The organism is Halolactibacillus sp. JCM 19043 (assembly GCF_001310395.1).
GTDB lineage: Bacteria > Bacillota > Bacilli > Bacillales > Amphibacillaceae > Halolactibacillus > Halolactibacillus miurensis.
This window is the reverse complement of record NZ_BAXD01000025.1, coordinates 1-24,417: the sequence shown is the minus strand read 5'-3', so window position 1 is coordinate 24,417 and position 24,417 is coordinate 1. Positions and strand designations below refer to the sequence as shown.

Sequence of the window (24,417 nt, the reverse complement as noted above, 5' to 3'; positions counted from 1 at the left end):
AGCCAAAAGGAGTGGGGAAAATGATTCGCTTAGCAACACATTCAGACCTTGATCGTATTATGGTTATTGTGAATGAAGTTATTAAGGAGATGCATGTGCGCGGAAGTCAACAGTGGTCAACAGACTATCCTAAACGTGCGGATTTTATACAAGATATCAACAAGCGTGAACTGTATGTTTATGAACAAGCAGGTGAAGTCGCGGGTATGTGTGCCTTTAGCGAAACAGGTCACGCGGAATATTCACTGATTCCTTTTTCAACGACTAACGCCTTAACAATTAAACGACTGGCGATTAGCCTCGGTACAGAAATAAAGGCATTAGTCATCAATTTATTGAGGCAATCAAACGAGTGGCGGACGAAAAGAACAAACAGGCCATTAATGGGGATACCTTTAAAAACAATCCTGACGCTCAAGCATTTTTCTTAAAACATGACTTTTGTTTTATCGCAGAACGTCCAGATGATGAAGGAGATGTCCCTCTCTATTATTATGAGTTGACATTGAAGTAAGTACGACGAAGAAAGATGCGAAACGATCCATCATGCTTATACCGAGATAGAGATAAGATAATGAACAAAGAAGGTGAGAGGTTATATGGCGATATTAACAGTGGAAGATTTAACGGTCAAACAAGGCGAGACACTAGCCTTAAATGGGATGAATTTATCTGTTGAAACAGGTGAAGTTGTTGCGTTAATCGGTCATAATGGAGCAGGGAAATCAACCTTTTTTAAAACCGTCATGGGCATGATTGACCTAAGAGACGGAAGTATTGAAATAGATGGTTTCACGAAGGATAGCCTAGCTTATAAACAACGCGTCGTATACATACCGGAACAACCTTTCCTGTTGCCAGAACTCACAGTGTTTCAACATTTTCAACTATATCTTGAAAGTTATCAACAACATTCAGATGAGAAAGTAAACAAGATTCATGAATTAACTAGGCGATTTGAAATTGCGGATCAACTGGATCAATTCCCGCTCCAACTATCAAAAGGAATGAAACAAAAAGTTCAATTGATTGCGGGATTGATTATTGACGCACCGGTGTTATTGATTGATGAACCGTTTGTCGGACTGGATATCTATGCCCAACAAGAACTCACCTCAATCTTAATAGAAAAGAAACAAAAAGATCAAGCGGTTATTTTAACGACCCATCAATTCGATCAATTAGAAGGGTTATGGACCGTTATGTCATGTTACACCAAGGTAAGGTGATAAAAGAAGGCGACCGGACCGATTTAGGTGAACTAAAAAGGCGGTTTGATTAATGCGAAAAGAAACTATTAAGCAGTTCAGTCGCATTCATTGGCAACGGACAAAAAAACGTCACCACACGAATCGGGATATTATCACCATGGTCATTGATCCTGTCACTGCCTTTTACCTTATTCCGTTTGTCATAATCGGTGGCCTAATCATACGTGATGCGTTAATGACCTATCAACCGTTATTACAGACGGTGAGTGACACGATTTTTAACCGTGACATACTGATTTTTGGGTTAGTCGTGGGGCAGATTGGCTTATTTAAAAAAACGCCAATTTTACCTTATAGTTCGAGTGAACGGTTGATGGAATATGTAAGTCATAGGCGGCGTGATATGTTTATATTACTCTGGTTAAAGCGTGTCGCGTTTTATCTAGGACTAGATATTTTTATTGCCAGTGTCTTATTGTTGGTATTTCCTCTATATTCGGAGCAAATCGTGGGCCTTATACTCGTTGTGATCATCACACAGATCAGTCTGATTATCCCACGCGTCTATTTATCGACGATGATTGGTTGGCGTGGTTTTTTAGAACGATTGCTTATTCAACTGGCTGTTTTATCTACTATTGTCTCCTTAGCTGTTTCAACAGGTGAGAAGAGACTGGGTATTATCGTCTTTTTAATCCTCATACTATTTATCGCGCAAGTACTCGGCTTCACTTATATCGAAGAAGTAAACGATTTAGATTACATTATGAGTGTCAGTGATTATATGAGTTACCGGACGGTTTTAAGCAAGGTGTTTTTCTCGAAAACAGCGGTGAAAGATGTGCCAATCAAAAGCCATAAATGGTATGAAAAGAGGCGGTATCAAAAGCGATTGACGAAGCAGACCATGTGGAAATTATATGCGCGGCTTATTTGGCAACACCTGTCAGAGAATATGACGACAATTTTTCAAATGGTGATACAACTGGTGGTCATTGTCGCGCTGCTCTCTCTACAAGGACCGATGTTTTTACGTGTGGGGATCGTGCTAGTGGTGTTGTTGTTTAGTCGGATGTATCATGTGATATTTCAAGCTATCTTTGACCGTCCATTGTTAAAAACCTTACCGCTTAGACAGGGTCCGTGGTCACGGTACTATGGTCTTTTCTCAACCTTTTCGCTCATAGTATGGGTGTTAGGTCTGATTGGTTATTCTCATTTATTCTATCCTGAGGCATTTACAACACTGGAATCCTTTACATTTCTTTTAATCACGGTTATATTAAATCGTGAGTGGTTAAACCGAGTAATAAAGAAATTTTCAACGAAAAGGCCTAAAGAGACTATGGTCTTTCGTTTATGTTTTATCTATATGGTCGGGTATGGTGTCACGTTTGTCACCTACGCCCCCATTGTATATGGGCTGGCATCTGTGATTACTGGTTTAACAATATTAGAGCTGATATCTAAGAGGTTTAGGAGCGAAAAACATGACACAAGATAAACATGAATATGAGAAGAAAAAACAAGACCCGTCACTGAAACTGTTTGTTGTCTTATCAAAAGCTTATCGTGCCGTGAGTGATCAAGTTGCCGATGATATTAGGAGTAAAGGTCTCAATACGACAGATTTCGGCGTATTAGAACTGTTGTATCATTCAGGTGATCAACCGCTACAAAAAATCGGGGATAAAATACTGCTTGCGAGCGGCAGTATTACCTATGTCGTAGATAAATTGGAAAAGAAGGGGCTAGTAAAACGGACCCAATCAGAGAAGGATCGCCGGGTCACCTATGCCTCGATTACAGACGCAGGTGTAGCATTACTTAATGATATCTTTCCGGATCACTGGAAACAAATTGAGCACATTACAGATGGACTAACAGAAGAAGAAAAACGACAAGCGATCACATTGCTTAAAAAATTAGGCGCGTTTGCTGATCAGTTAAAAAAAGAGAGCGAATCTTAAATAGATGAGATTCGTTCTCTTTTTATGTTTAAAACCAGGTCGATATGGCTATATAACTAATAGCTTAATTAATCAATGCATTCATGTTTAAATAATACGGAAAATACACATACTAGGGAAAAGTTTGATGTGAGAGAGACATCATGAACTTGCACCATGGTTCGGAGGGGAATAGAAATGGAAAAAGAAGTGCTTGTCTACGTCAGTGATGATTGTGATGAATGCGACCGGATGGTAGCATTACTTGATCAAGAAGATGTGACTTATGAGTTGAAAAATATATCTGATGATAAAAAGCATTTACATGAGTTGCAAAAACACCATGTGTATGCGACACCTGCCCTCATTGTGAAAGGAAAGAAAGTACTCGGTTTTCAAGAACAACGCATTAAACAATTGTTAAACCGGTTATTATAATGAATACCGTCCATAACGTGGACGGTATTTTTGTAGACAGTCAGTTAACAACAGACAATTGAAAGAAGGTCAAGAAATGATTGGTGTTCTCCTTATACATGGATTTACTGGCGGGCCACATGAACTCGCACCCTTAATCGAAAGGTTAAAAGAAACAACCGACTGGTTAATAGAAGTGCCTACTTTACCAGGACACGGATTAGATTTAGATTTGTTACCGTACACACATGAAGAGTGGATTAAGACAGTAGAGACAGCTTACCAAAAATTAAACCAAGAGGTGGATCGCTTATATATCGTTGGTTTCTCCATGGGTGGCATGCTTGCTGGGTATTTGGCTGGTAAATATGGGGCGGATAAATTAGTGATGTTGTCCCCTTCTCGTAAATATCTCAATCTGATAAAACTGACAAAAGAAGTGACACAACTCGTAAAAGATCGAGTGGTAGGTGAACTAGAAGAGAACTTCACCTATAAACATTATCATCATAAACAAGGTAAAATTCCGCTTAAAGCTTATTTAGAGTTTGTCAAATGTGTAAAAGTGACAGAACCATACTTAAAAGAGATTAAAAATCCAACCCTCGTATTACAAGGAATGGAGGATGGTCTTGTCCCTTACCAAACAACCCATGCGTTAGACAAAGAAATCCCTATCGATATTGACGTTATTTACTATTTAGACTCTAAACATATGATTTGTTTAGGGGATGACCAAGAAGTGGTCGTTGGAAGTGTGCTTGACTACTTGTTGAAAGCGCCGCATGAAAGAAAAGAGAAAGAAGCTAATACCACTTAAAGTTAGAGGAACTTATCTGGTGCAGGTACTGATCATCTAGTGAAAATAACCCCCTGATAAAAGTCATCAGGGGGTTAAGGTTTTATCTTGTTAATGTTTTTCTTGGTGTGTTAAATCACTAAAGAATGACATCACGAGGGCACCTTTACCTGCGTGTGCAGCAATCACTGGGCCGGTTTCTGCTTGGTATACGTCTTTAAAAGCGTAACGTTCTCTGACTTTGTCTAAGACGTCATCGCATTTTTCTTTCGCATAGCCATGTGTCATCACAAAAACTTTTTCGGCTGGGTCTTTAATATACTCACCAATAAGGTCATGGAAACGACGATGCGCTTTCTTTGCTCCACGAACTTTTTCAAGAACATCGATTTTTCCTTCTTCACTTGCGTGAAGAATGAGTTTCACATTTAATGTTTTCGCAATGGCGCCCTTCGCACGACTCAAACGGCCACCGCGAATAAGGTTGTCAATCGTTTCAAGCAAGAAAACAGTTCGTAAGTATGGGACACGTCTTTCTAGATGAAGGGCAATGTCTTCTGCTGACATGTTTTGCTCAATCATTTGAATCGCATCATCCAACATTAAGATCATCCCGCTTGAGGCGGATTTTGTATCGATTAAATAAATGTCTCGGTTCGGTTCTTCTTCAAGTAATTGCGTTTTTGCCATCACCGCATGATTGTAAGACGCGCTCACGCCGCTTGATAAACTTATATGAATGATTGCTTCGCCGGATCAATCGCTTTAAAAGTATCATAATAGTCTTGTGGAGAAGGCGCAGCGACTGTGGGAAGACTTTCCCTGTTGATACTCGTTCTAAAAAGTCTTTCGTTGTAATATCTTCTGATTTATATTGTTCCTCACCGAAACGTACAAATAAGGATACGACTTTAATGTCCCACGCTTCTTGTAAATGCTTTGGTACATCGGCACCACTATCGGTTGTCAATTGAATAGTCATCTCATCACCTAGCTCTCATATATTGTTGAATCGTAAAAAAAATATTCTGACTATAATAATATTAGAGAATGCGATAAATTGCAAGGATTTGCGCTAACAGTGAGTTGTAAGCTGTTACATTTTTATTGATTGGAATGAAAGAAATATGAAAACGTGATAAATCAAAGGTTAACTCGAGTTTTCGTGCTAGAATTTATCAAGTATGTGTGGTAAGATAGCAATATCCATTGAATGCTCGTAACCAAGCCGCTTCTGTTTTAAGGGTCGGCTTTTTTTCACGTTAATATAACGCTGGTCTTCACCGATACTTATTAGTTTACCACTGTTCTTTTAGTAGTAAATATGATTAATAAGGGTAAGCTAGTACATGAAGATAAACATTTAACATCAGCTACGCCGTTTTCATTTGAACGTGTAAATAGTGTTAACGTGTCGTAACGATTCCGATGAGATATAAACAAAAAGGAGAATGACTTTGGCAACATTTCAATCACTAGGTATTTCAGACGTAATTATGAAGGCTCTCGACAAGATGGGCTTTGAGGAAGCAACACCCATCCAGGAACAAACAATCCCGCTCGGACTTGCAGGGAAAGATGTTATTGGACAAGCACAAACAGGAACAGGTAAAACAGCCGCTTTTGGTATTCCAATGCTTGACAAAATCGATAAGAACCAACGCAAAATCCAAGGACTTATCGTTGCGCCAACGCGTGAACTTGCGATTCAAGTATCAGAAGAAATTCACCGTTTAGGTAAATTTAAAGGTATCCGCACGTTACCGATCTTTGGTGGTCAACCAATGGACCGACAAATCCGTGGTTTAAAAGATGGCCCACACGTGTAGTAGCGACACCAGGACGTTACTAGACCATATCCGTCGTAAAACAATTGATACCCGTTTCGTGCACACCGCAGTATTAGATGAGGCAGACGAGATGTTAAACATGGGCTTTATCGAAGATATTCGTGATATCTTAAAGCAAATCCCTGAAGACCGTCAAACTCTCCTCTTCTCTGCAACGATGCCGAAAGAGATTCGTCAGATTGCGCAAACATTGATGCGTGACCCTGAAGAAGTCAAAGTAAGAGCTAAAGAAATGACTGTTGAAAATATCGAACAACATTACATTGAAGCGCATGAAAAACAAAAATTTGATGCGTTAACGAACTTACTTGATATTCAAACACCATCACTTGCGATTATCTTTGGTCGTACAAAGAAACGTGTAGATGAAGTGACAGAAGGCTTACAAGCCCGTGGCTTTAAAGCTGAAGGCATTCACGGTGATTTAACACAAGGTAAGCGTATGAGTGTGTTAAGTAAATTTAAAAGTGGCCGTGTAGAGATTCTTGTTGCAACTGACGTTGCTGCTCGTGGTTTAGATATCTCGAACGTGACCCACGTATATAACTTTGATATTCCACAAGATCCTGAAAGTTATGTTCACCGTATCGGACGTACAGGCCGTGCTGGTAAAACAGGTGTTGCAGTGTCATTTATTACACCAAGAGAAATGTCACACCTTCACTTAATTGAGAAGACAACAAATTCTAAAATGCACCGTATGCAATTACCAAGCTATGATGAAGCTAGACGTGGTCAACAACAGCTAGCAGTTAATAAGCTTGTGCGTGCAATCGAAAAACAAGGGTTAGACGAATACCGTGAAACAGCAAGTGAATTACTAGATGAATATGATTCAGTGACACTTGTAGCGGCAGCACTTAAGATTATGTCAAAATCACGTCGTCAAACACCGGTGACTTTATCATCTGTTACACCACTTAGCGTGAAGCGCGGTGGAGGTAAAGGTAAAGGTAATTATCGCGGTAAAGGTGGCAGTGATAAAGGCCATAACTTTAACCGCAACAAAGGTAAAGGCCGTAACCGTAAGTTTAACAACAAACGCGGTTCAAATAATTCAAATAAACAAAATTCATAATAAACAAGCGCAAGGATCTGATCTAAAACAGGTCCTTGCGTTTTTCTTTGTTTTTAGGTCGATGACGTCATTCGAGATGAGAGATATAAAGATGATTCTTCAGACAGACGGTTACATCATCTTTTTAAAACAAAAAATGATCCACCGAAAAAGGTATGAAAATTAATAGAAGGAGAGTTTTTTCATGAAAAGATTAAAAACCTGTGAGGGGAAAGTGAAAATCGACAAAAAGAGATGATCTTGCTGTTGCTTGTAGAAAGTTAAAGCGCGTTATATGATAATGATCTGTTGTAAAATTGTATACTCTATTACATCTGTTGTGTTGACAAAGACCTTGTTCATATATATAATTAGAAATCTTGTCAACAAACTGTTGACGTTAAGGGAACTTTTAAAAAGTTCATTCTTAGAAAAAGGGTGAAAAATATGAATAAAGAGCTATTAATGGAAAGTGCACGTAAGATGAAAGTAACGGCATACGTACCTTATTCCAAGTTCCCAGTTGGAGTAGCATTATTACTAAAAGATGGTACTGTAATTAATGGAGTAAACGTAGAAAATGTTTCACTAGGTGCAACTAATTGTGCTGAAAGAACAGCTATTTTTACCGCTATATCGAATGGTTATAATAAGGGTGAATTCCAGGCTATAGCTGTTGCAGGTGATACGGTAGATTTTCTTCCTCCTTGTAGTATTTGCAGACAAGTTTTAGCGGAATTTTGCTCACCTGAAATGCCAGTTTATTTAACTAATGAAAATAAAGATATATTAGAATTGACACTAAAGGATTTGCTCCCTTACGCATTCACAGATTTAGAAATGTGAAAAAGATTGAACGTTTATTATAAAGATTGATAAAAATCACCTCTTCAGTTACCCTATGAGGTGATTTTTTTGCTTTTGACCTCGGGGGAAGCTGTCACCATAGAGTGACAGACCCCTGATTTTAGCCCCAGGCAAGGGATGTAAAGTATAGTGAATATTGCGGACAAAAAGAGCCACTTGAGCGGAGTTTAGAGCCACTGAATGCATGAAATAGGCCCACCGAGGGCGGAGAGTGCGCCAGTCGGTGGCTAGCGTCACGTTTTAACCTTACGGTTAAAGGCTTTATTTACTTCTCTTAAATCCGTGTCTTTCACGCACAGATGAAGGGTTTGATTTCCTTCCGGAAGAGTTAAAACAAGTCGTCCCAAATTTTCATTATATCTTGTACGATTTGTCGACCTACTCCGATCAAGACATAAAAGGCGTCGCCCAGTTACAAATATTATTTAGCCTACTTAGAGATATCTATACAAAAAATCCCGAAGAATTAAAACAAACAATTTTTAAGGCGATGGAGGCGTTACGCGCACTAGAGAAAGAAGAGACCGCGATAGCGTATGTCGAAACGCTGTTGCGCTATGTTTTTAGTGCCAGTGATGCATTCACAAAACACGATATCCGTGATATAGTCAAGACATTAGAAAAGACTTATCCGAAAGGAAGTGAACGCATGAAGACGATTGCTGATGTACTTAAAGAAGAAGGTAGAGAAGAAGGCAGAGGAGAAGGCATGGTGAACATGTTGTTGACAATCCTAAGTGAAAAATTCACTCATATACCCGAAAGTTTACAAGAAAAAATAAAAATGTCAGATGAACAAACGCTCCAGACAATTGCGGTGAATTTGGATGACATCCAAACGGCAAAAGACTTGAATAAATACTTATAACAAAACCATACGATGTGTATGAATTGGTTAATATATCCTGAAGGTTTAAGTGTTCGATTATCAATCTGATAGGAGATAAATAGCCCTCTGTACCAAGTAGAAACTTGATATAGAGGGCTATTTTTCTGTCTAAAGATACGTCGTCATGATGGCGCTAATTTTTTTCTTTTTACATATCGATTGGGATTAGAAAGGCGTTTTATCCCTTGTGTCGTTATCTTAACAACGGTAAAATAACAGGTCCTAATAAACCAACAACGGCTAAAATAAGCAACACCCACCAGAGGATAGCTGAGACGTTGCCATTCATTTTAAACCGGCGACGTCTTTGCCAGCGGTTAGGATCGAAGTTAACCCCACTTGCATGTGTGCGTCTAGGACGTGGTCTAGGTCGACGGTAGGGGTTGACGTTATTCACTAGAAGTGGTCCGAAACTAAAACCACCGACTAAGCCAAACACGTGACCGGGAATGCTGACATTTTGCTGAATGAAGGTCATGACTAAACCAATCATCACATAAGTTAAGACTAATTGTCTGCTGGCGGGGTCGATAAGTCCAGGTGTGAAGAAAATCATGTAGACAATCAGACCAAGCATTCCGTAAATAGCCCCACTAGCTCCGAGTGAGAGAGTCGTCGAATCCATGGCGATTAAATAATCGAACACATTCGCGAAAATACCCGCACCTAAATAGAGTACGACGAATTTCACTTTACCTAACATCTGTTCAAGAGCTGGGCCAAATAAGACAAGAGCAAAGGAATTGAAGAGAATATGGGTAATACCTTGCCAGTCATGAAGGAAAATTGGGGTGACTAAACGCCAATATTCGCCTTGCCCAACGAGCGCATTCATTCCAATCCCTTCATTTAAAATGATAAAACCAAGAGATGTTTCAAAATACATAAGTAACCAAATAACGACTTGAATAATGATAATGCCGGAAACGACCGGGTAATATCTGAAAAAATCACGTAACGATTCAGTTCTAAAAAACATAATAGGCTCCTTTTCTTCTTCAAAATCAATTGTTAACCTATAAAGAAGTATACCGAAATAAACGCTCAACTTGCAAATCTGATATACTATAAGTGTGAAAAAATTTATACTTTATAGAAGAATAGGTGACAAAAATGATTAGAGGCATTGGCATAGATATCGTTGAAATAGCCCGAATAAAAATATTGATCAAACGTAATCCCCGGTTTATTGAAAAAGTACTCTCAGTGAAGGAACAAGAAAAATACTGGACATTAACATCAGACAATCGGCGTGCGGAATTTGTGGCCGGCCGTTTTGCGGCCAAAGAGGCACTTGGAAAGGCATTAGGGACAGGGCTAGGGAAACTAAGTTTTAGTGACATTTCAATCTTAAATGACGCTCTTGGTAAACCTGCCCTGCACTTTATCGGTGATGATTTGTACAAGGTACATGTTTCTATCTCCCATAGTCATACGTCAGCTGTCGCAAATGTTGTCTTAGAATCATAATACAGGTCGTTAGGACATAAATTACAGTAAAGGCAGGAGGAAGCGAATGAAGTGTTTGACGAGTGAAGAGATGCGACAAGTGGATATGTTGGCGTTTAATGCTTATCATATGCCAGGAGAAGTTTTAATGGAAAATGCCGGGCGCGCGATTGTTGAGGCAATGGTTCAAGATCTCATAAAAAGTGATCGTATTGTTGTCGTTGTTGGGCCAGGCAATAATGGCGGCGATGGTTTTGTTGTGGCGCGCGAGCTAAAGAATAGGGGTTATATGGTAACGGTTATTCAGACGGTCACAAATGATAAAATTTCAGGAGAAGCGAATGTGCATTTAAACGTCATGCAGCGGTTTAATGTTGACATCATTTATGATTTTCCTGATGCCGTACAATATATACATGAAGCAACAGTCATTATTGATGCGTTATTTGGTACAGGGTATACTGGACCGATGCGCGAACCGATGCACGGATATGTCGCTCTGATGAATGATGCGAGGGCCCCTATTTATAGTATTGACGTTCCAAGTGGTGTCAGTGAAACAATCGGATCAATGAGTGCTGTCGTAAAAGCTACTAAAACAGTGACGATTGAAGCGCCTAAAGTGACCGCGTATATCGAGCAAACCGCCCCCTATTATGGTGAGTTAACCATTGTTTCTATCGGCTTACCTACACGTGAATTAGATAAAATTAGCCGAACGATTTGGCAGGTGTGTCACGTTAAACAAACGTTAAAAAAGCGGGAGCGGTTTGGACACAAAGGCACCTATGGTCACGTCTTACTTATTGGCGGTAGTGTCGATATGCCAGGGGCGATTCAGTTAAGTGCACGTGGCGCGTTAAAATCTGGTGCTGGGCTCGTGTCGGTTATGACAGAACAAGCAGCGCGTCCTTTCTTGCAGTTACCACATGAAGTGATGTACCGCTCACATGATGAACTTACGCCACAGTTATTATCTAACTACCAAGCCATTGCTGTTGGTATGGGGTTTGGATTAACTGATGAAAAACTAGCCCTGTTTTACCAAATATTAAAAACAGAGGTCCCACTCCTTATTGATGCAGATGGATTAACGTTGTTAGCGCGTGACATCAGTCGTCTAAAAGAACGGCAGGGACCGACGATACTAACGCCTCATCCTAAGGAATTCGCCAGACTTACAGGGTTCTCAGTAGATGTGATTAAAAACGATCCTTTTACATTGACAAAAGCTTTTGCACAAGAACACGGGGTGTATCTTGTGTTAAAAGGCACCCATACGATTATCTCATCACCGAGGGGTGAACAAGTTATTAATACAACGGGGAATTCAGCACTAAGTAAAGGTGGCAGTGGAGACATTTTAAGTGGCATAGCGTGTGTGCGTATAATGCAAGATGAGACGGTGTTGGCAGGTCTTTGTAATGCTGTATACTTACACGGATATGCGAGTGACATTGCTGTAAGAGAAGATTTTACCGCTTTTGATATAACCCCAACAGATGTAGTAGATAGCCTAAGCAAGGCTTATCGAACCTTTATCGAAAATCCTGCCTAAGTGATTAATAGGTAAAGGACGTGGACATCATAGAACGACGACGGATTATGTTATTAAGTAGTTTTATATTTATGTTGTTGTTGGTTGGTTGTAAGTCTCTGGATGCCGAGGATGTGTTTGAAGAAATCATTGAAGTAGGTGAGAACTTAACGACTTATCAAGCGGAAGCCGATATGCAAGTGCTCACCGCAAGTGGAGAAGAGCATGTGTTACTTCGTGTCAGTCGATCGGATGATTTTTATCATGTCGATTTAACTGATGAAGCGAGAGGGTTAAAACAAACGTTAGTCCGTAATGCGGATGGGGTATACTTATTAACAGAAAATGAAACACCAGAACCGTTTCGAATGGATTGGCCTCATGACCGGCCCCAACTTTACTTGTTGTCTTCTGTAATAGACACATTAAAAGCTATCCAGAAGCGCAATTTGAAGAAAATGATGACACATATATGTATACGATTCAGGCACCGCTAAAGGAAGACCCAGATCTAACGATACAAACATTAACGTTTGATAAAGAGACATATTTACCGGTGGAAGTATTCGTAACAAATGAAGCTGAAACAAAACACGTGTCAGTAAAATTTCAGTCGATTACGGTCACACCTGACTTTGAAACAGATTTGTTTGACGTTGTGCTGGAAGAAGAAAGTCCGCGTGATGACGAAGTAGAGACCGAAGAACAACAGGAAGACGAAACCTCTGGTTGGTATTACCCGACAGAAACCTTTAATCAAGCGTTAGATGAGACAGAGGAACGGTTGGTAAATGGCAAAAGCGTTGTTATGATGAGCTATACGGGAGATCAACCCTTTACGCTTATTCAAGTGAACAAAAGTCAGACAAGTAGTGTTGCAGATGTCTTATCAGTCATTAAAGATGGCGCGTCGTTTATGAGTGATGATGCTGGCTTTGTATGGGCGAATGAAACGACTGAGTTTTATATTGCCTCAGACAGCCTAACGCCAGAAGAAAAAGAGGCCATCGCGACATCTGTTGAATGGGTAGAAAATAAATAATAAAATTAAATGCAGGAGTCAATCTTTAGAAATTGAAGTAATAGTGAGAAAGGAAGTCAAACAATGCAGTACCGAAATGCACAAGTCATCGTTGATTTACATGCCATTAAAGAGAATATTCAGTTGTTAAAGAGCCAGTTACCAAGAAAGACCGAGATTTTTGCCGTTGTTAAAGCGGATGGCTATGGTCACGGCAGTGTTGAAGTAGCGCAAGCAGCTTTAGCCGCGGGTGCATCTGCTTTATGTGTTGCGATATTAGAAGAAGCTATCATATTAAGAGAAGCGGGGATCGATGCGCCTATTCTCGTCATGGGATATACCGATCCAGCTTTTAGTGGTGAGGCAGAAAAGTTAGACATTCAACTAACAGCTTTTCAACTTGATTGGTTAGAAGAGGCGAAGCGACATATCACCCAGCAACTAAGTCTGCATATGAAGTTAGATACCGGTATGGGGCGTCTCGGTTTAAGGACTGTTGAAGATGTGTCCGTCTTTTTAGATGCGGTTGATGATCCGTTATTTAACGTTGCCGGTGTCTTTACCCACTTTGCTCAAGCGGATGCAGCTGATGATGCTTACTACCGTTATCAAGAGGCGCATTACCGTGAGCTCATTCAACCGATTAAACAGCGGTATCAACAGTCGATTATTTATCATACTGGCAATAGTGCCGCTAGTATGCAGTTTCCGTCAGACATGTATGATGCAGTAAGATTTGGCATTGGGATGTATGGTTTGTATCCGTCAATCTATTTAAGAGATCATCCCCCTTTGAATTGAAACCGGCACTGTCTTTAACGACCCAATTAGTTCATGTAAAACAACTCCCGCAAGGAGAGATGATTAGTTATGGACTGACGTATGAAACAAAGGCCGATGAATGGATTGGCACCATCCCCATCGGTTATGGAGATGGAATTCAACGAAGGTTTCAAAATTTCGATGTCTTAATTGATGGGAAACGGATGCCGATTGTCGGTAGGGTGTGTATGGATCAATGCATGGTAAAATTAGATAGAGCTTATCCTGTTGGGACGAAAGTGACTTTTATTGGATTGGATAAGGAAGATAGGATTACCTTAGAAGAAGTGGCTGAACATTTAGGCACAATTAATTATGAAGTCAGTTGTTTACTTACTGCACGATTACCGCGACGGTACCATAACTAAAGTAGGTACGGATGCTCAGAAAAGGGCAAAACCTCTTGAAATCAAGGTTTTATCTATGTTTTTCCACGAATAAATTTTAAATATCTGTCAATTACACCTTTAATTCTAGGCGCTTAGATGATATGATAAAAGGGATCATAATTGAACAGGAATCGTGTTGGAGGTGTTGGTTTTGTCAATGGACATGCAGGAAGTTGTTGTCAAATTACCTGACTATTTAATGGATGAAGTCAAGGGTGTAATGACAGAAGAACAGTGTAACTTTGAAGATTTAATATTTAAAGCAACAAAGTGCTACCTCGAAGAACGAAGAGAAAGACAGATCCGTGAGGATATGAGACAAGGCTATTTAGAGATGGCCAAAATTAATTTAACCATCGCTTCAGAAGCCTTTTTAGTTGAACAGGAGGCAGAGCGCCTAGTGAGTGGGGTGTAAAGCGATTGACTTTGATTGTAAAGCGCGGTGATGTATATTTTGCAGACCTTTCACCGGTCGTTGGTTCAGAACAAGGAGGGACCAGACCGGTGTTAATTATACAAAATAATATTGGCAATCGATTTAGTCCAACGGTGATTGTCGCAGCTATTACCGCCCAAATTCAAAAAGCTAAATTACCGACCCATGTTGAAATTGATGCGGAAAAATACGGTTTCGAAAGAGACTCTGTGATTCTTTTAGAACAAATTCGCACCATTGACAAACAACGCTTAACAGATAAAATCACCCATCTCGATCAACCGATGATGGATAAAATTGATCGAGCGTTAGAGATTAGTGTCGGTCTAGCAAATATTTAAGGAAAGGAAGTACTTGTCTCTTAACTTAGAAGTTGGCAAGTGCTTTTTTTTAATTGATCAAAAGGTGGTGTATCCTTCAACTATTAATAAGTAGAAGGTGCCAAACAGAATGAAAACATGCTAATGACTATTAAAATAACTGAAAGTTTAGTAAAATAGAGGATAAGAGGTTTAATTTGGATGTTTTGTTTTTTTGACTCAATTAATGGTAAAGTAGAGATACGGAAGAAATTTTAATGTATTTTGCAACATACATATATTATATGAAAAGGTGGTAATAGATGTGCCGAAACGCGTGGATAGAATCGTGTTGGATAATAGCGATATTATTATAAAAAATTGGCTAAAAATCGTATCAGAAAATCGTCAAAATGATTATACATCATCGATTTCTGATGAGTTATTTCAAAGTACGAATCGAGAATTTGTGAATGTCATTTTTGATAGTCTAGGAAATGGCGGAGGCTTGACGACTGAATTAGAATCATTTTCAGAACGATTAGTGAACTTAGGTTGGCCACTTAGTTACTTAACGGACGGTTTGCAAACGTTCCGTCGAGTGACCATTGATTTTGTCTTGAGTCAACATGATCAAATTGATACCGATTTCTTTTCGATTATCTTAGATCGAGTGGATACTTGGGTGGATCCGATCATTAATAAATTAGTGAATGAATACTCCGGCAGTTGGGAGCATACCGTATCACTTCAGCGAGTTGCACTTCAAGAGTTATCCGCGCCACTCATTCCGGTCATGCGAAATATTACCATTATGCCGCTCATCGGGACGATTGATACCGAACGAGCGAAACAGATTATGGAAAATCTATTAGATGGTGTGATTAAACATAATGCTGAAGTTGTGTTGATTGATATTACTGGCGTACCGGTTGTTGATACGATGGTCGCCCATCACATTATTCAAGCAGCAGAGGCGGTACGTTTGATTGGTTCAACGTGTATTCTTGTCGGTATTCGACCGGAAATTGCACAAACCATTGTTAATCTCGGTATTGATTTAGGGAAATTCCCAACCAAATCATCGTTGCGTAAAGGATTTGAAACCGCATTAGAATTAACAGGACGAACGATTCATCGCGAAAAGAAACAAGAAACCATTGTAGAAGACATTATGAATCAACTATCAAAGGGGTGAACACATGCGAATTCCAATTTTGAAACTGCATAACTATTTACTTATTTCTATTCAGATTGATTTAGATGACCAGTCAGCGATTCAATTTCAAGAAGACTTACTGAACAAGATTCATAAAAGCGGTGCAACAGGTGTCGTCATTGATTTAACTAGTGTCGATATCATCGATTCATTTATTGCCAAAGTACTTGGTGACGTGGTGACTATGTCTGATTTGATGGGAGCGAAAGTAGTTCTAACCGGTATTCAACCTGCGGTCGCTATGACGTTAATTGAACTTGGCATCCATATGCAAGATGTTCAAACGGCCTTAGATTTAGAACAAGGGTTGATAAAACTTCGCCAGGAACTGGAGGGGTAATGATGGAATTGAAGCCCTGTGTAAATATACGACAAGAGTGGGACATCGTTGGTGCGAGACAATTAGGGCGTGAAAAAGCAAAGGAACTCGGCTTTGGGACCGTTGACCAAGCACGAATTGCGACAGCTATTTCTGAGTTAGCCCGTAACATTTATCTGTATGCTGGCACCGGTAAAGTTTACTTTGAGACGATTGATCACTTAGATAAAAAAGGTTTAAAAATCGTCGCGGTTGATGAAGGACCAGGGATTCGTGACTTAAGTCAAGTCATGCAAGATGGCTATTCAACTTCGGGTGGATTAGGTGCGGGCTTACCTGGTGTCAAGCGCCTTATGGATACATTTGAAATCAACTCCGAGTGGGGTGAAGGAACAGAAATTACTGCGGTTAAATGGGTAAGATAAGTTAATAGGGGGGTGATCAGGTGAAAAAAGAACGATTAGATTTAGATGATTATCGAAAATTGTTGAAACAATACTTATTGACGCATGATGAAACAGCACTCTATCAAGCGGAACAACTCAGTAAGCTATCCGTTCAACATAATGTTTCACCTGAAGAAATTATTCATGTACACATTGAGGCGCTAAAAGAACTGTATCCAGAGTTACAACAAGAGGTAAGTGATTCGCTCAATTTCCTCTTGGAGGCGATGATTTCGTATGGACTAGCCTTGCAAGAATACCAGTCATTACGTGAAAAACAATCAGCGCTAGAATCTGAAATATCAGTTGCGGCGAATATGCAGAAAACCCTCCTTCAGACGAAGAAACCGACCATCTCTGGTTTAGATATCGGGGCCATTAGTGTCCCTGCCAATCAAATGAATGGCGATTATTATCACTTTATTGAAGGGTCTGATGGGACGCTCGGCATCGCTTTAGCTGATGTGATTGGAAAAGGTGTGCCAGCGGCGCTTGCGATGTCAATGATTAAGTATTCCATGGATAGTTTTCCTGAACAATTAAGACAACCCGCCCAAATATTAGAAAGTCTTAATCGGGTCGTTGAGCGTAATGTAGATACGAGTATGTTTATTACGATGTTTTATGGTTTGTATAATACGAACAATCATACGTTTAGTTTTAGTTCGGCGGGACATGAGCCAGGTTTTTTCTATTTTAATAAGACAGAATCATTCAGTGAAATTAAGGCGAGAGGGCTTGTGCTTGGGGCGACCTCGGATGCGCGTTATAATGAAGAAGCTGTCACTATTCATGATGGAGATGCGATTATTCTGCTTACCGATGGGGTGACAGAATGTCATTTAGGCGACCGCTTTATTGAACGAGATGAAGTATTAGAAGTCATTGAACATTACTTACACCTTCCGGCTCAAGAAGCGGTAGAGAAGGTGTATAAACATTTTGAACGCCTACAAGATTTTCATTTACGAGACGATTTCACGTTGATTATTCTAAAAAAAGAAACGTGAAGTGTGTTTACTCTTTAACGAATTAGGGTAATACATAAAGCAATTGACATGGCGGAAGGAAGGTACAGAATGAATATTAATTTATCAATTGATGTCGTAGAAACAGACAATCAAACAGTATTAACCGTAAAGGGAGAAATTGATGCGTACACGGCTCCTTTATTAAAAGAAAAACTTTTACCAGCAACAGCCAAGGAAACGGAAAAAATCATTGTTGATTTAAATGATGTGACTTACATGGACTCAACCGGTTAGGTGTCTTTATTAGTGCATTAAAATCAGCAAAAGAACATGGCTCAACATTAACACTCGTGAATCTACAAGAACGGGTACACCGCTTATTTAAAATAACGAGTTTAGACTCAATTATTGAGATTGACACAACAATACGGGGTGGAGAATAGAATGGAACATTTTGATTTTATTGAGATGAAGTTACCGGCCAAACCAGAATATGTTGGGGTGATTCGTCTAAGTGTTTCTGGAATTGCTAACCGCATGGGATTTACCTATGAGGATATTGAAGATCTAAAAGTAGCTATTTCTGAAGCCATGACGAACGCCACCACACATGCGTATGAAGAGAATGAAGGCGGAGAAGTAACGGTAGGTTTTGGTTTATATCGTGACCGTTTAGAAGTCATGGTGGCAGACCATGGTGGGAGTTTTAATTTAAGCGAAGTGAAACAGCAAACTGGACCGTATCGACAATCAGAACCGATTGAAAATTTACGTGAAGGTGGATTTGGACTATTTCTTATTGATGCATTAATGGACAAAGTAGAAATTAAAAGTGACTATGGCGTCATTGTGTTAATGACGAAAAATCTTCCTACAAATGAGGTGGGCATTGATGACGACCAAATCTCAACCAGTCAATAAGCGTGGAGATGAGGTTTACCAATGGATTGCACACCTACAAAAGAATCCCAGAGATGAAGAAATTCAAGAAAAAATCGTCTTAACCTATCAAGATCTTATTCGTTCGATTGCACGAAAATATGCGAAAAACAATTCCATTCATGAAGATCTTGTGCAAGTAGGGATGCTTGGGTTACTAGCGGCGATTCGTCGTTATGACCCGACATTAGGTAAAACCTTTGAATCTTTCGCGATCCCTACAATTATTGGGGAAATCAAGCGATTTATTCGTGATAAGACATGGAGTGTTCACGTTCCACGTCGTATTAAAGAACTTGGACCGAAAATTAAAAAAGCAACAGAAGAATTGACGACAATCAATCAACGCTCACCGTCGGTTAAAGACATTGCGACTATCTCGAAGTAACAGAAGAAGAAGTGTTGGAAACGATGGAAATGGGTCAAAGTTATAAAGCACTTTCTGTTGATAAAAAGATTGAAGCAGATTCAGATGGTTCAACGGTATCGATTCTTGACTTAATTGGTCAACAAGATGAGGCATTTGATCAAACGGACTTACGCATGTTGTTAGAGAAAGTCTTGCCAATCTTAACCGAGCGTGAACAGAAAATTTTACAATACACCTACTTTGAAAATAAGAGCCAAAAAGAAACGGGTGATTTACTCGATATTTCTCAGATGCACGTATCGCGGATTCAACGACGTGCCCTGTTAAAGCTGCGTGAAGCACTGCAAGCGGATGGGATTGGGGTTAATGACTAATGACAGTTTTTGACCACGTTCATATTTCGGTGTACCAGAAAGCGAAAGTAGGGAATTATTATTGTGGCGATAGCTATTACTATACCGAAACAAACGAGGGATTTCTTTGTGTCGTCGCGGATGGCTTAGGTTCGGGGGAAGTCGCAAAGGAATCGTCACAAGCCGTGATTGATACAATAAAGGAACATCCTAACGCCACAGGTGACGCTCTCGTGAAGTTACTTAATCACGCGCTTATTGGTAAACGTGGCGTCGTCTTAGGGATATTGCGCCTTGATTATCATGAACAGGTGTATTCCTATACATCTATCGGTAATATCGGACTTATGACGATTGATCAAGCGACACTAAAAAAGCGAAACATACCAATCTCAGGATATCTCGGTGTGTACCCGCGCAAGATGAAAGAAGTACGTGATCGGCTTGAGGCAGGAACGTTATTCGCCGTCTTCTCTGATGGTGTACATGCGAAAGAACTGTCACATGTGTTATTTCAATTAGATGATGTACATGACGTGACCGATCAGTTTCATGACAGGATGGCTCATAAACGCGATGATGATACAACGTTAGTTGTTCTGAAGTACTTACCGAATCAAGGGCAATAATAGAACGCATTTATTAAGGAGTGAAGGGAGACCTTTGCTCCTTTTGTGTTTTTTAAAAAGTTTGGTAAAATAAAGAGTGAGAACTGGAGGAATGTCAAATGACAGTAGAATTAGCTAGCCATTTATTAGATATGGTCGCAAAAGATGTGAAAATTAATCAAGCGACAGTAAAAGAAGTCATTGGGTTATTAACAGAAGGGAATACCGTTCCGTTTATCGCACGGTATCGTAAAGAACAAACCGGTGGTTTAGATGAAGTTGAAATAAAAGCGATTGAAGATAGGTATCAATACATAACGCAACTAGAAGAGCGGAAAGAAGAAGTACTGCGCCTCATCGATGAACAGGATAAGTTAACCAAAGAATTGGCAGACGAAATTAAGCGGGCAACACAGCTACAACGTCTTGAAGATTTATATCGCCCTTATAAACAAAAACGTCGGACGAAAGCGACAGTCGCAAAAGAAAAAGGCTTGGAGCCACTTGCTGAGGCGATATTAAATCAAACATTGTCTGATTTAAATCAAGCGGCACATGCCTATATCAATGAGGAACATGAACTATTAACGGTAGAGGATTGTTTGGCTGGAGCGAATGATATTATTGCTGAGTGGATCAGTGATGAAGCGAGTTACCGTGAACGCATTCGTAAGCTGACGTTAACAGACGGTAAGATTGAAACGGCAATAAAAGATGAGACGATTGATGAGAAAAAAGTTTATGAAATGTATTATGCGTTTGAAGAAAAGATTAAAACATTAGTGAGTCACCGGGTACTAGCATTTAACCGTGCAGAAAAAGAAGGCGTTATTAGAGTAAGTGTGAGTGCGCCTGTCGATCGAATTGAAACAGATCTTAAGCGTCAGGTCATTCAACGAAAAACAACGCCGGATGTGGCGTTTTTCTTAGAAACAGCCATTAGTGATAGCTACAAGCGTTTAATGGCCCCGTCGATTGAACGTGAGATTCGCTCAATATTAACAGAAGAAGCAGAAGAGCAAGCGATTGATATCTTCGGTAAAAACTTAAATAATCTGTTACTTCAACCGCCATTAAAAGGCCGAACAATTCTTGGGGTCGATCCAGCTTTTCGAACGGGTTGTAAGCTAGCGGTCATCGATGAAACGGGTAAAATGTTAAAAGTAGGGGTTATCTATCCAACGGCTCCTCGTAAAGATGTGTCGGGTGCAACGAAAACGGTGCTAGACTATATTAAGCAGTTTGATGTTGATTTAGTCGCCATCGGTAACGGAACGGCGTCACGAGAAACGGAACAATTTATCGCTAATGTGATCAATGATAGTGAATTAGACTTGCCTTACCTTATTGTGAACGAAGCGGGGGCAAGTGTGTATTCAGCATCAAAACTGGCAAGAGAAGAGTTTCCTGACCTCCAAGTCGAAGAGCGAAGTGCGGTCTCCATTGCGAGACGTGTCAGTGATCCGCTTGCTGAGTTAGTCAAGATTGATCCAAAATCGATTGGTGTTGGTCAATACCAACATGATGTCAGTCAAAAACGTTTGAATGAAGCTTTAACTTTTGTTGTTGAGACGGCGGTTAATAAAGTCGGTGTGAATGTTAACACCGCGTCTGAATCTTTACTACAGTATGTGTCGGGATTAAGTAAGACTGTGGCTAAAAATATTGTGAATTACCGGAATGAAGTAGGAAAGTTCAACTCGCGCACGGAATTAAAGAAGATTCCGCGTCTCGGACAGAAAACATACGAGCAAAGTATTGGCTTCTTAAGGATATTAGATGGCAAAGAGCCATTAGACCGGACGCCGATTCACCCGGAAAGTTATAAGGAAACAAAAGCATTACTGAAACAAATGGGGTATACGACCAAAGATTTAGCGAAAGATACACTCATTAAAGACCTTGATGTACTTGATATTAAACAAACGGCTGAAACATTATCGATAGGTGAATTGACGCTACAAGATATCATCAAAGCATTAAAGAGCCCAGAACGCGATCCACGTGATGCTTTTCCGCAGCCACTATTGAAGAAGAGTATTCTATCGATGGAAGATTTAACACCAGGGCTAGAGTTAGAAGGCACGGTAAGGAACGTGATTGACTTTGGTGTGTTTGTTGATATTGGCGTGAAACAAGATGGGTTAGTTCACATTTCAAAAATGGCCAATCGCTTTGTGAAGCATCCAATGGATATTTGTTCTGTCGGGGATGTTGTCACTGTATGGGTCGATAGTGTAGATACGCAAAAAGGGCGTATTGCGTTAACGATGATTCAACCAGATCAACAAGTGAAAGAATGAGTACTGAAAATAAGTAGCGGAGATAAACTATAGAAGAGACGTATAATAAGCATGCGGATTATTTAATCCGTGTGCTGATTATAATGAAATAGGTGAGATGAATGACGAATGAAGAATTGCAACAACTTGTAGAAGAACTGTCGCGTGCATATTTCAATAAACCGTTCCGTCATCAGGCGATGTTTAACTCGCGACTTAAAACAACGGGTGGACGGTATTTACTGAGAACGCATCATATTGAAATTAATCCTAAGTATCTGTTAGAGTGTGGGTTAGACGAATTAAAAGGTATTGTGAAACATGAACTATGTCATTACCACCTACATCTAGAGAATAAAGGCTATCAACACCGAGATCGGGACTTTAAAATGTTAATGAAACAAACCGGCGCACCCCGCACTGTCAAATGTTGCCTTCATTAGTAGGTAAACAACGTGTGCGCTCACATAAGCGTTATTTGTATACATGTCTGTCATGTGGGCAAAACTATGAAAGACGAAAGCGAATGAATCCTGACCGCTATCGTTGTGGTCGGTGTGAAGGGCGCTTAACAGAACAAGTCCTTCAACGTTAAATGAATGAGGGAAGTAAAAAAGAATAAGTTTTTATAAAAAACCTATTGACGAATACGAGCTAAATATGGTAATTTTATTTAGGTCGCAAGCGCGATGGTTCAAATAGAGTTAAGTGATAAAGAAAAACAATTTTCAACAAAGTTGTTGACAACTTACTTCATATATAGTATATTATTAAACGTCGCTGATGCGGCAAATTAATATTGTTCCACAGTAGCTCAGTGGTAGAGCAATCGGCTGTTAACCGATCGGTCGTAAGTTCGAATCTTACCTGTGGAGCCATTTCGGAGAAGTACTCAAGTGGCTGAAGAGGCGCCCCTGCTAAGGGTGTAGGTCGTGTAAGCGGCGCGAGGGTTCAAATCCCTCCTTCTCCGCCATTGATTTTTTGAGATTAATGGCCCGTTGGTCAAGCGGTTAAGACACCGCCCTTTCACGGCGGTAACACGGGTTCGAATCCCGTACGGGTCACCATCTAATTTTATATTGGTCCGGTAGTTCAGTTGGTTAGAATGCCTGCCTGTCACGCAGGAGGTCGCGGGTTCGAGTCCCGTCCGGACCGCCATTTTTATTGGGCTATAGCCAAGCGGTAAGGCAACGGTTTTTGGTTCCGTCATGCGTTGGTTCGAATCCAGCTAGCCCAGCCATTTTATTTTTTGAGTAATTAAGATAGAATGCTGATCCCTTTAAAACATCATGTTTTGAAGGTTTTCTATTTCTTACCCATGTTTCTCAGAGAAATAATGAGCCATTAGCTCAGTTGGTAGAGCATCTGACTTTTAATCAGAGGGTCGAAGGTTCGAATCCTTCATGGCTCACTTTTTTATTCTTGACCTTGCTTATTAAGCGGTCGTGGCGGAATGGCAGACGCGCTAGGTTGAGGGCCTAGTGGGTGAATAACCCGTGGAGGTTCAAGTCCTCTCGACCGCACCAAAAAAGTTCTTGACTTTCGGTGCTAAACATAATATAATAGTTAACGTCGCAAATTTAGCGCCCGTAGCTCAATTGGATAGAGCGTTTGACTACGGATCAAGAGGTTAGGGGTTCGACTCCTCTCGGGCGCGCCATAATAGATTGATGCGGGTGTAGTTTAGTGGTAAAACCTCAGCCTTCCAAGCTGATGATGAGGTTCGATTCCCTTCACCCGCTCCATTATGGGCCTATAGCTCAGCTGGTTAGAGCGCACGCCTGATAAGCGTGAGGTCGGTGGTTCGAGTCCACTTAGGCCCACCATTTATTTGACCATTGAAAACTGAATAACACACACAGTAATGTTAAGAAATAAAGTAAGACAAGCTAGTGCTTGAAACCAGAGTAAAGTATTG

At 40.2% G+C, this 24,417-nt stretch carries 27 protein-coding genes, 10 tRNA genes and 5 pseudogenes; 39 read left to right on the top strand and 3 right to left on the bottom strand.

The window, feature by feature from the left end; all coding sequences use genetic code 11:
* The first annotated feature begins 20 nt into the window (after window positions 1–20).
* The 7 genes from JCM19043_RS11605 (at window position 21) to JCM19043_RS11580 (ending at window position 4,397) form a co-directional block, all read left to right on the top strand.
* Window positions 21–431: a hypothetical protein gene (locus tag JCM19043_RS11605; RefSeq protein WP_062322689.1), complete on the top strand. Its 411-nt coding sequence runs from the start codon at window positions 21–23 to the stop codon at window positions 429–431.
* Window positions 353–514 carry a hypothetical protein gene (locus JCM19043_RS18930; protein ID WP_369813853.1) on the top strand — a complete coding sequence of 54 codons (162 nt, stop codon included), beginning with the start codon at window positions 353–355 and terminating at the stop codon, window positions 512–514. Before JCM19043_RS11605 ends, JCM19043_RS18930 begins: the two co-directional genes overlap by 79 nt.
* A gap of 85 nt (window positions 515–599) precedes the next feature.
* Window positions 600–1,229: an ABC transporter ATP-binding protein gene (locus JCM19043_RS11600; protein WP_062322687.1), complete on the top strand. Its 630-nt coding sequence runs from the start codon at window positions 600–602 to the stop codon at window positions 1,227–1,229.
* A 52-nt stretch (window positions 1,230–1,281) separates the two neighbouring features.
* Window positions 1,282–2,715 carry a hypothetical protein gene (locus tag JCM19043_RS11595; protein WP_062322685.1) on the top strand — a complete coding sequence of 478 codons (1,434 nt, stop codon included), beginning with the start codon at window positions 1,282–1,284 and terminating at the stop codon, window positions 2,713–2,715.
* Window positions 2,702–3,181 (top strand): MarR family winged helix-turn-helix transcriptional regulator, encoded by a 480-nt coding sequence (locus tag JCM19043_RS11590; RefSeq protein WP_062322683.1) that lies wholly within the window; start codon window positions 2,702–2,704, stop codon window positions 3,179–3,181. Before JCM19043_RS11595 ends, JCM19043_RS11590 begins: the two co-directional genes overlap by 14 nt.
* A gap of 177 nt (window positions 3,182–3,358) precedes the next feature.
* Complete coding sequence (locus JCM19043_RS11585) at window positions 3,359–3,598, top strand: glutaredoxin family protein (RefSeq protein ID WP_062322681.1); 240 nt, start codon at window positions 3,359–3,361, stop codon at window positions 3,596–3,598.
* Between the two features lie 76 nt (window positions 3,599–3,674).
* Window positions 3,675–4,397 carry a carboxylesterase gene (locus JCM19043_RS11580; RefSeq protein ID WP_062322679.1) on the top strand — a complete coding sequence of 241 codons (723 nt, stop codon included), beginning with the start codon at window positions 3,675–3,677 and terminating at the stop codon, window positions 4,395–4,397.
* Between the two features lie 90 nt (window positions 4,398–4,487).
* Here JCM19043_RS11580 and JCM19043_RS11575 read toward each other — a convergent pair whose 3' ends face one another.
* Window positions 4,488–5,069, bottom strand: coding sequence for a DegV family protein (locus JCM19043_RS11575; RefSeq protein WP_255349962.1), 582 nt, complete (start codon window positions 5,067–5,069; stop codon window positions 4,488–4,490).
* Entirely contained in the window at window positions 5,044–5,358 is a 315-nt protein-coding gene (locus JCM19043_RS18230; protein WP_062322675.1) for a DegV family protein, read from the bottom strand. Before JCM19043_RS18230 ends, JCM19043_RS11575 begins: the two co-directional genes overlap by 26 nt.
* A gap of 475 nt (window positions 5,359–5,833) precedes the next feature.
* Here JCM19043_RS18230 and JCM19043_RS11565 point away from each other — a divergent pair.
* The 4 genes and pseudogenes from JCM19043_RS11565 (at window position 5,834) to JCM19043_RS18925 (ending at window position 9,018) form a co-directional block, all read left to right on the top strand.
* A pseudogene (locus JCM19043_RS11565) lies at window positions 5,834–7,304 on the top strand (DEAD/DEAH box helicase).
* Between the two features lie 402 nt (window positions 7,305–7,706).
* Window positions 7,707–8,129, top strand: a complete 423-nt coding sequence (locus tag JCM19043_RS11560) for a cytidine deaminase (protein WP_369676416.1) — start codon at window positions 7,707–7,709, stop codon at window positions 8,127–8,129.
* Between the two features lie 346 nt (window positions 8,130–8,475).
* A pseudogene (locus JCM19043_RS18225) lies at window positions 8,476–8,658 on the top strand (Rpn family recombination-promoting nuclease/putative transposase); the annotation flags it as partial.
* Window positions 8,641–9,018 (top strand): DUF4351 domain-containing protein, encoded by a 378-nt coding sequence (locus JCM19043_RS18925; RefSeq protein ID WP_307725277.1) that lies wholly within the window; start codon window positions 8,641–8,643, stop codon window positions 9,016–9,018. The pseudogene JCM19043_RS18225 and the gene JCM19043_RS18925, both read left to right, overlap by 18 nt.
* A gap of 214 nt (window positions 9,019–9,232) precedes the next feature.
* Here JCM19043_RS18925 and JCM19043_RS11550 read toward each other — a convergent pair whose 3' ends face one another.
* A complete protein-coding gene (locus tag JCM19043_RS11550) occupies window positions 9,233–10,018 on the bottom strand; it encodes a rhomboid family intramembrane serine protease (protein WP_062322669.1) in 786 nt (261 codons plus the stop codon).
* Window positions 10,019–10,152: 134 nt separating this feature from the next.
* Here JCM19043_RS11550 and acpS point away from each other — a divergent pair, with 134 nt between their 5' ends.
* From acpS to JCM19043_RS11415, 28 genes and pseudogenes are all read left to right on the top strand, one after another.
* Window positions 10,153–10,509: a holo-ACP synthase gene (acpS, locus tag JCM19043_RS11545; RefSeq protein ID WP_062322667.1), complete on the top strand. Its 357-nt coding sequence runs from the start codon at window positions 10,153–10,155 to the stop codon at window positions 10,507–10,509.
* Between the two features lie 46 nt (window positions 10,510–10,555).
* Window positions 10,556–12,046 carry a bifunctional ADP-dependent NAD(P)H-hydrate dehydratase/NAD(P)H-hydrate epimerase gene (locus tag JCM19043_RS11540; protein ID WP_062322665.1) on the top strand — a complete coding sequence of 497 codons (1,491 nt, stop codon included), beginning with the start codon at window positions 10,556–10,558 and terminating at the stop codon, window positions 12,044–12,046.
* 20 nt (window positions 12,047–12,066) lie between these two features.
* Complete coding sequence (locus JCM19043_RS11535; RefSeq protein ID WP_156321405.1) at window positions 12,067–12,522, top strand: hypothetical protein; 456 nt, start codon at window positions 12,067–12,069, stop codon at window positions 12,520–12,522.
* Window positions 12,498–13,067 carry a hypothetical protein gene (locus tag JCM19043_RS11530; RefSeq protein WP_062322662.1) on the top strand — a complete coding sequence of 190 codons (570 nt, stop codon included), beginning with the start codon at window positions 12,498–12,500 and terminating at the stop codon, window positions 13,065–13,067. Before JCM19043_RS11535 ends, JCM19043_RS11530 begins: the two co-directional genes overlap by 25 nt.
* A 63-nt stretch (window positions 13,068–13,130) precedes the next feature.
* Window positions 13,131–13,847: an alanine racemase gene (alr, locus tag JCM19043_RS17750; protein ID WP_231631529.1), complete on the top strand. Its 717-nt coding sequence runs from the start codon at window positions 13,131–13,133 to the stop codon at window positions 13,845–13,847.
* A complete protein-coding gene (locus JCM19043_RS17745) occupies window positions 13,844–14,236 on the top strand; it encodes an alanine racemase (protein ID WP_231631528.1) in 393 nt (130 codons plus the stop codon). Before alr ends, JCM19043_RS17745 begins: the two co-directional genes overlap by 4 nt.
* Window positions 14,237–14,414: 178 nt before the next feature.
* The gene (locus JCM19043_RS11520) at window positions 14,415–14,672 is read left to right on the top strand and encodes a hypothetical protein (protein WP_062322724.1); all 258 of its coding nucleotides are present in this window, start codon (window positions 14,415–14,417) and stop codon (window positions 14,670–14,672) included.
* Between the two features lie 11 nt (window positions 14,673–14,683).
* A complete protein-coding gene (locus tag JCM19043_RS11515; protein WP_062322722.1) occupies window positions 14,684–15,034 on the top strand; it encodes a type II toxin-antitoxin system PemK/MazF family toxin in 351 nt (116 codons plus the stop codon).
* Window positions 15,035–15,317: 283 nt separating this feature from the next.
* Complete coding sequence (locus JCM19043_RS11510) at window positions 15,318–16,190, top strand: RsbT co-antagonist protein RsbRA (RefSeq protein ID WP_062322660.1); 873 nt, start codon at window positions 15,318–15,320, stop codon at window positions 16,188–16,190.
* 4 nt (window positions 16,191–16,194) lie between these two features.
* Window positions 16,195–16,551, top strand: a complete 357-nt coding sequence (locus tag JCM19043_RS11505) for an STAS domain-containing protein (RefSeq protein ID WP_062322658.1) — start codon at window positions 16,195–16,197, stop codon at window positions 16,549–16,551.
* Between the two features lie 2 nt (window positions 16,552–16,553).
* Complete coding sequence (locus tag JCM19043_RS11500; RefSeq protein ID WP_062322656.1) at window positions 16,554–16,955, top strand: anti-sigma regulatory factor; 402 nt, start codon at window positions 16,554–16,556, stop codon at window positions 16,953–16,955.
* A gap of 20 nt (window positions 16,956–16,975) precedes the next feature.
* Window positions 16,976–17,986 (top strand): PP2C family protein-serine/threonine phosphatase, encoded by a 1,011-nt coding sequence (locus tag JCM19043_RS11495; protein ID WP_062322655.1) that lies wholly within the window; start codon window positions 16,976–16,978, stop codon window positions 17,984–17,986.
* A gap of 48 nt (window positions 17,987–18,034) precedes the next feature.
* Window positions 18,035–18,390 (top strand): annotated as a pseudogene (locus JCM19043_RS11490) (STAS domain-containing protein).
* 1 nt (window position 18,391) lies between these two features.
* Complete coding sequence (rsbW, locus tag JCM19043_RS11485; protein WP_062322653.1) at window positions 18,392–18,868, top strand: anti-sigma B factor RsbW; 477 nt, start codon at window positions 18,392–18,394, stop codon at window positions 18,866–18,868.
* A pseudogene (gene sigB, locus JCM19043_RS11480) lies at window positions 18,840–19,630 on the top strand (RNA polymerase sigma factor SigB). Before rsbW ends, sigB begins: the two are co-directional and overlap by 29 nt.
* Window positions 19,630–20,238: a SpoIIE family protein phosphatase gene (locus JCM19043_RS11475; RefSeq protein ID WP_062322652.1), complete on the top strand. Its 609-nt coding sequence runs from the start codon at window positions 19,630–19,632 to the stop codon at window positions 20,236–20,238. Before sigB ends, JCM19043_RS11475 begins: the two are co-directional and overlap by 1 nt.
* A 98-nt stretch (window positions 20,239–20,336) precedes the next feature.
* Window positions 20,337–22,520: a Tex family protein gene (locus JCM19043_RS11470; protein WP_062322650.1), complete on the top strand. Its 2,184-nt coding sequence runs from the start codon at window positions 20,337–20,339 to the stop codon at window positions 22,518–22,520.
* A 101-nt stretch (window positions 22,521–22,621) separates the two neighbouring features.
* Window positions 22,622–23,094 (top strand): annotated as a pseudogene (locus JCM19043_RS11465) (SprT family protein).
* Window positions 23,095–23,302: 208 nt separating this feature from the next.
* A tRNA-Asn gene (locus JCM19043_RS11460) sits at window positions 23,303–23,377 on the top strand.
* A gap of 4 nt (window positions 23,378–23,381) precedes the next feature.
* Window positions 23,382–23,472: transfer RNA gene (locus JCM19043_RS11455), tRNA-Ser, on the top strand.
* Between the two features lie 19 nt (window positions 23,473–23,491).
* Window positions 23,492–23,566 (top strand) — tRNA-Glu (locus tag JCM19043_RS11450).
* A gap of 14 nt (window positions 23,567–23,580) precedes the next feature.
* A tRNA-Asp gene (locus JCM19043_RS11445) sits at window positions 23,581–23,657 on the top strand.
* A gap of 7 nt (window positions 23,658–23,664) precedes the next feature.
* Window positions 23,665–23,739: transfer RNA gene (locus JCM19043_RS11440), tRNA-Gln, on the top strand.
* A 98-nt stretch (window positions 23,740–23,837) separates the two neighbouring features.
* Window positions 23,838–23,910: transfer RNA gene (locus JCM19043_RS11435), tRNA-Lys, on the top strand.
* Window positions 23,911–23,938: 28 nt separating this feature from the next.
* Window positions 23,939–24,025 (top strand) — tRNA-Leu (locus JCM19043_RS11430).
* Window positions 24,026–24,082: 57 nt separating this feature from the next.
* Window positions 24,083–24,159 (top strand) — tRNA-Arg (locus tag JCM19043_RS11425).
* Window positions 24,160–24,171: 12 nt separating this feature from the next.
* A tRNA-Gly gene (locus JCM19043_RS11420) sits at window positions 24,172–24,244 on the top strand.
* 4 nt (window positions 24,245–24,248) lie between these two features.
* Window positions 24,249–24,325: transfer RNA gene (locus JCM19043_RS11415), tRNA-Ile, on the top strand.
* The last annotated feature ends 92 nt before the right edge of the window (window positions 24,326–24,417 follow it).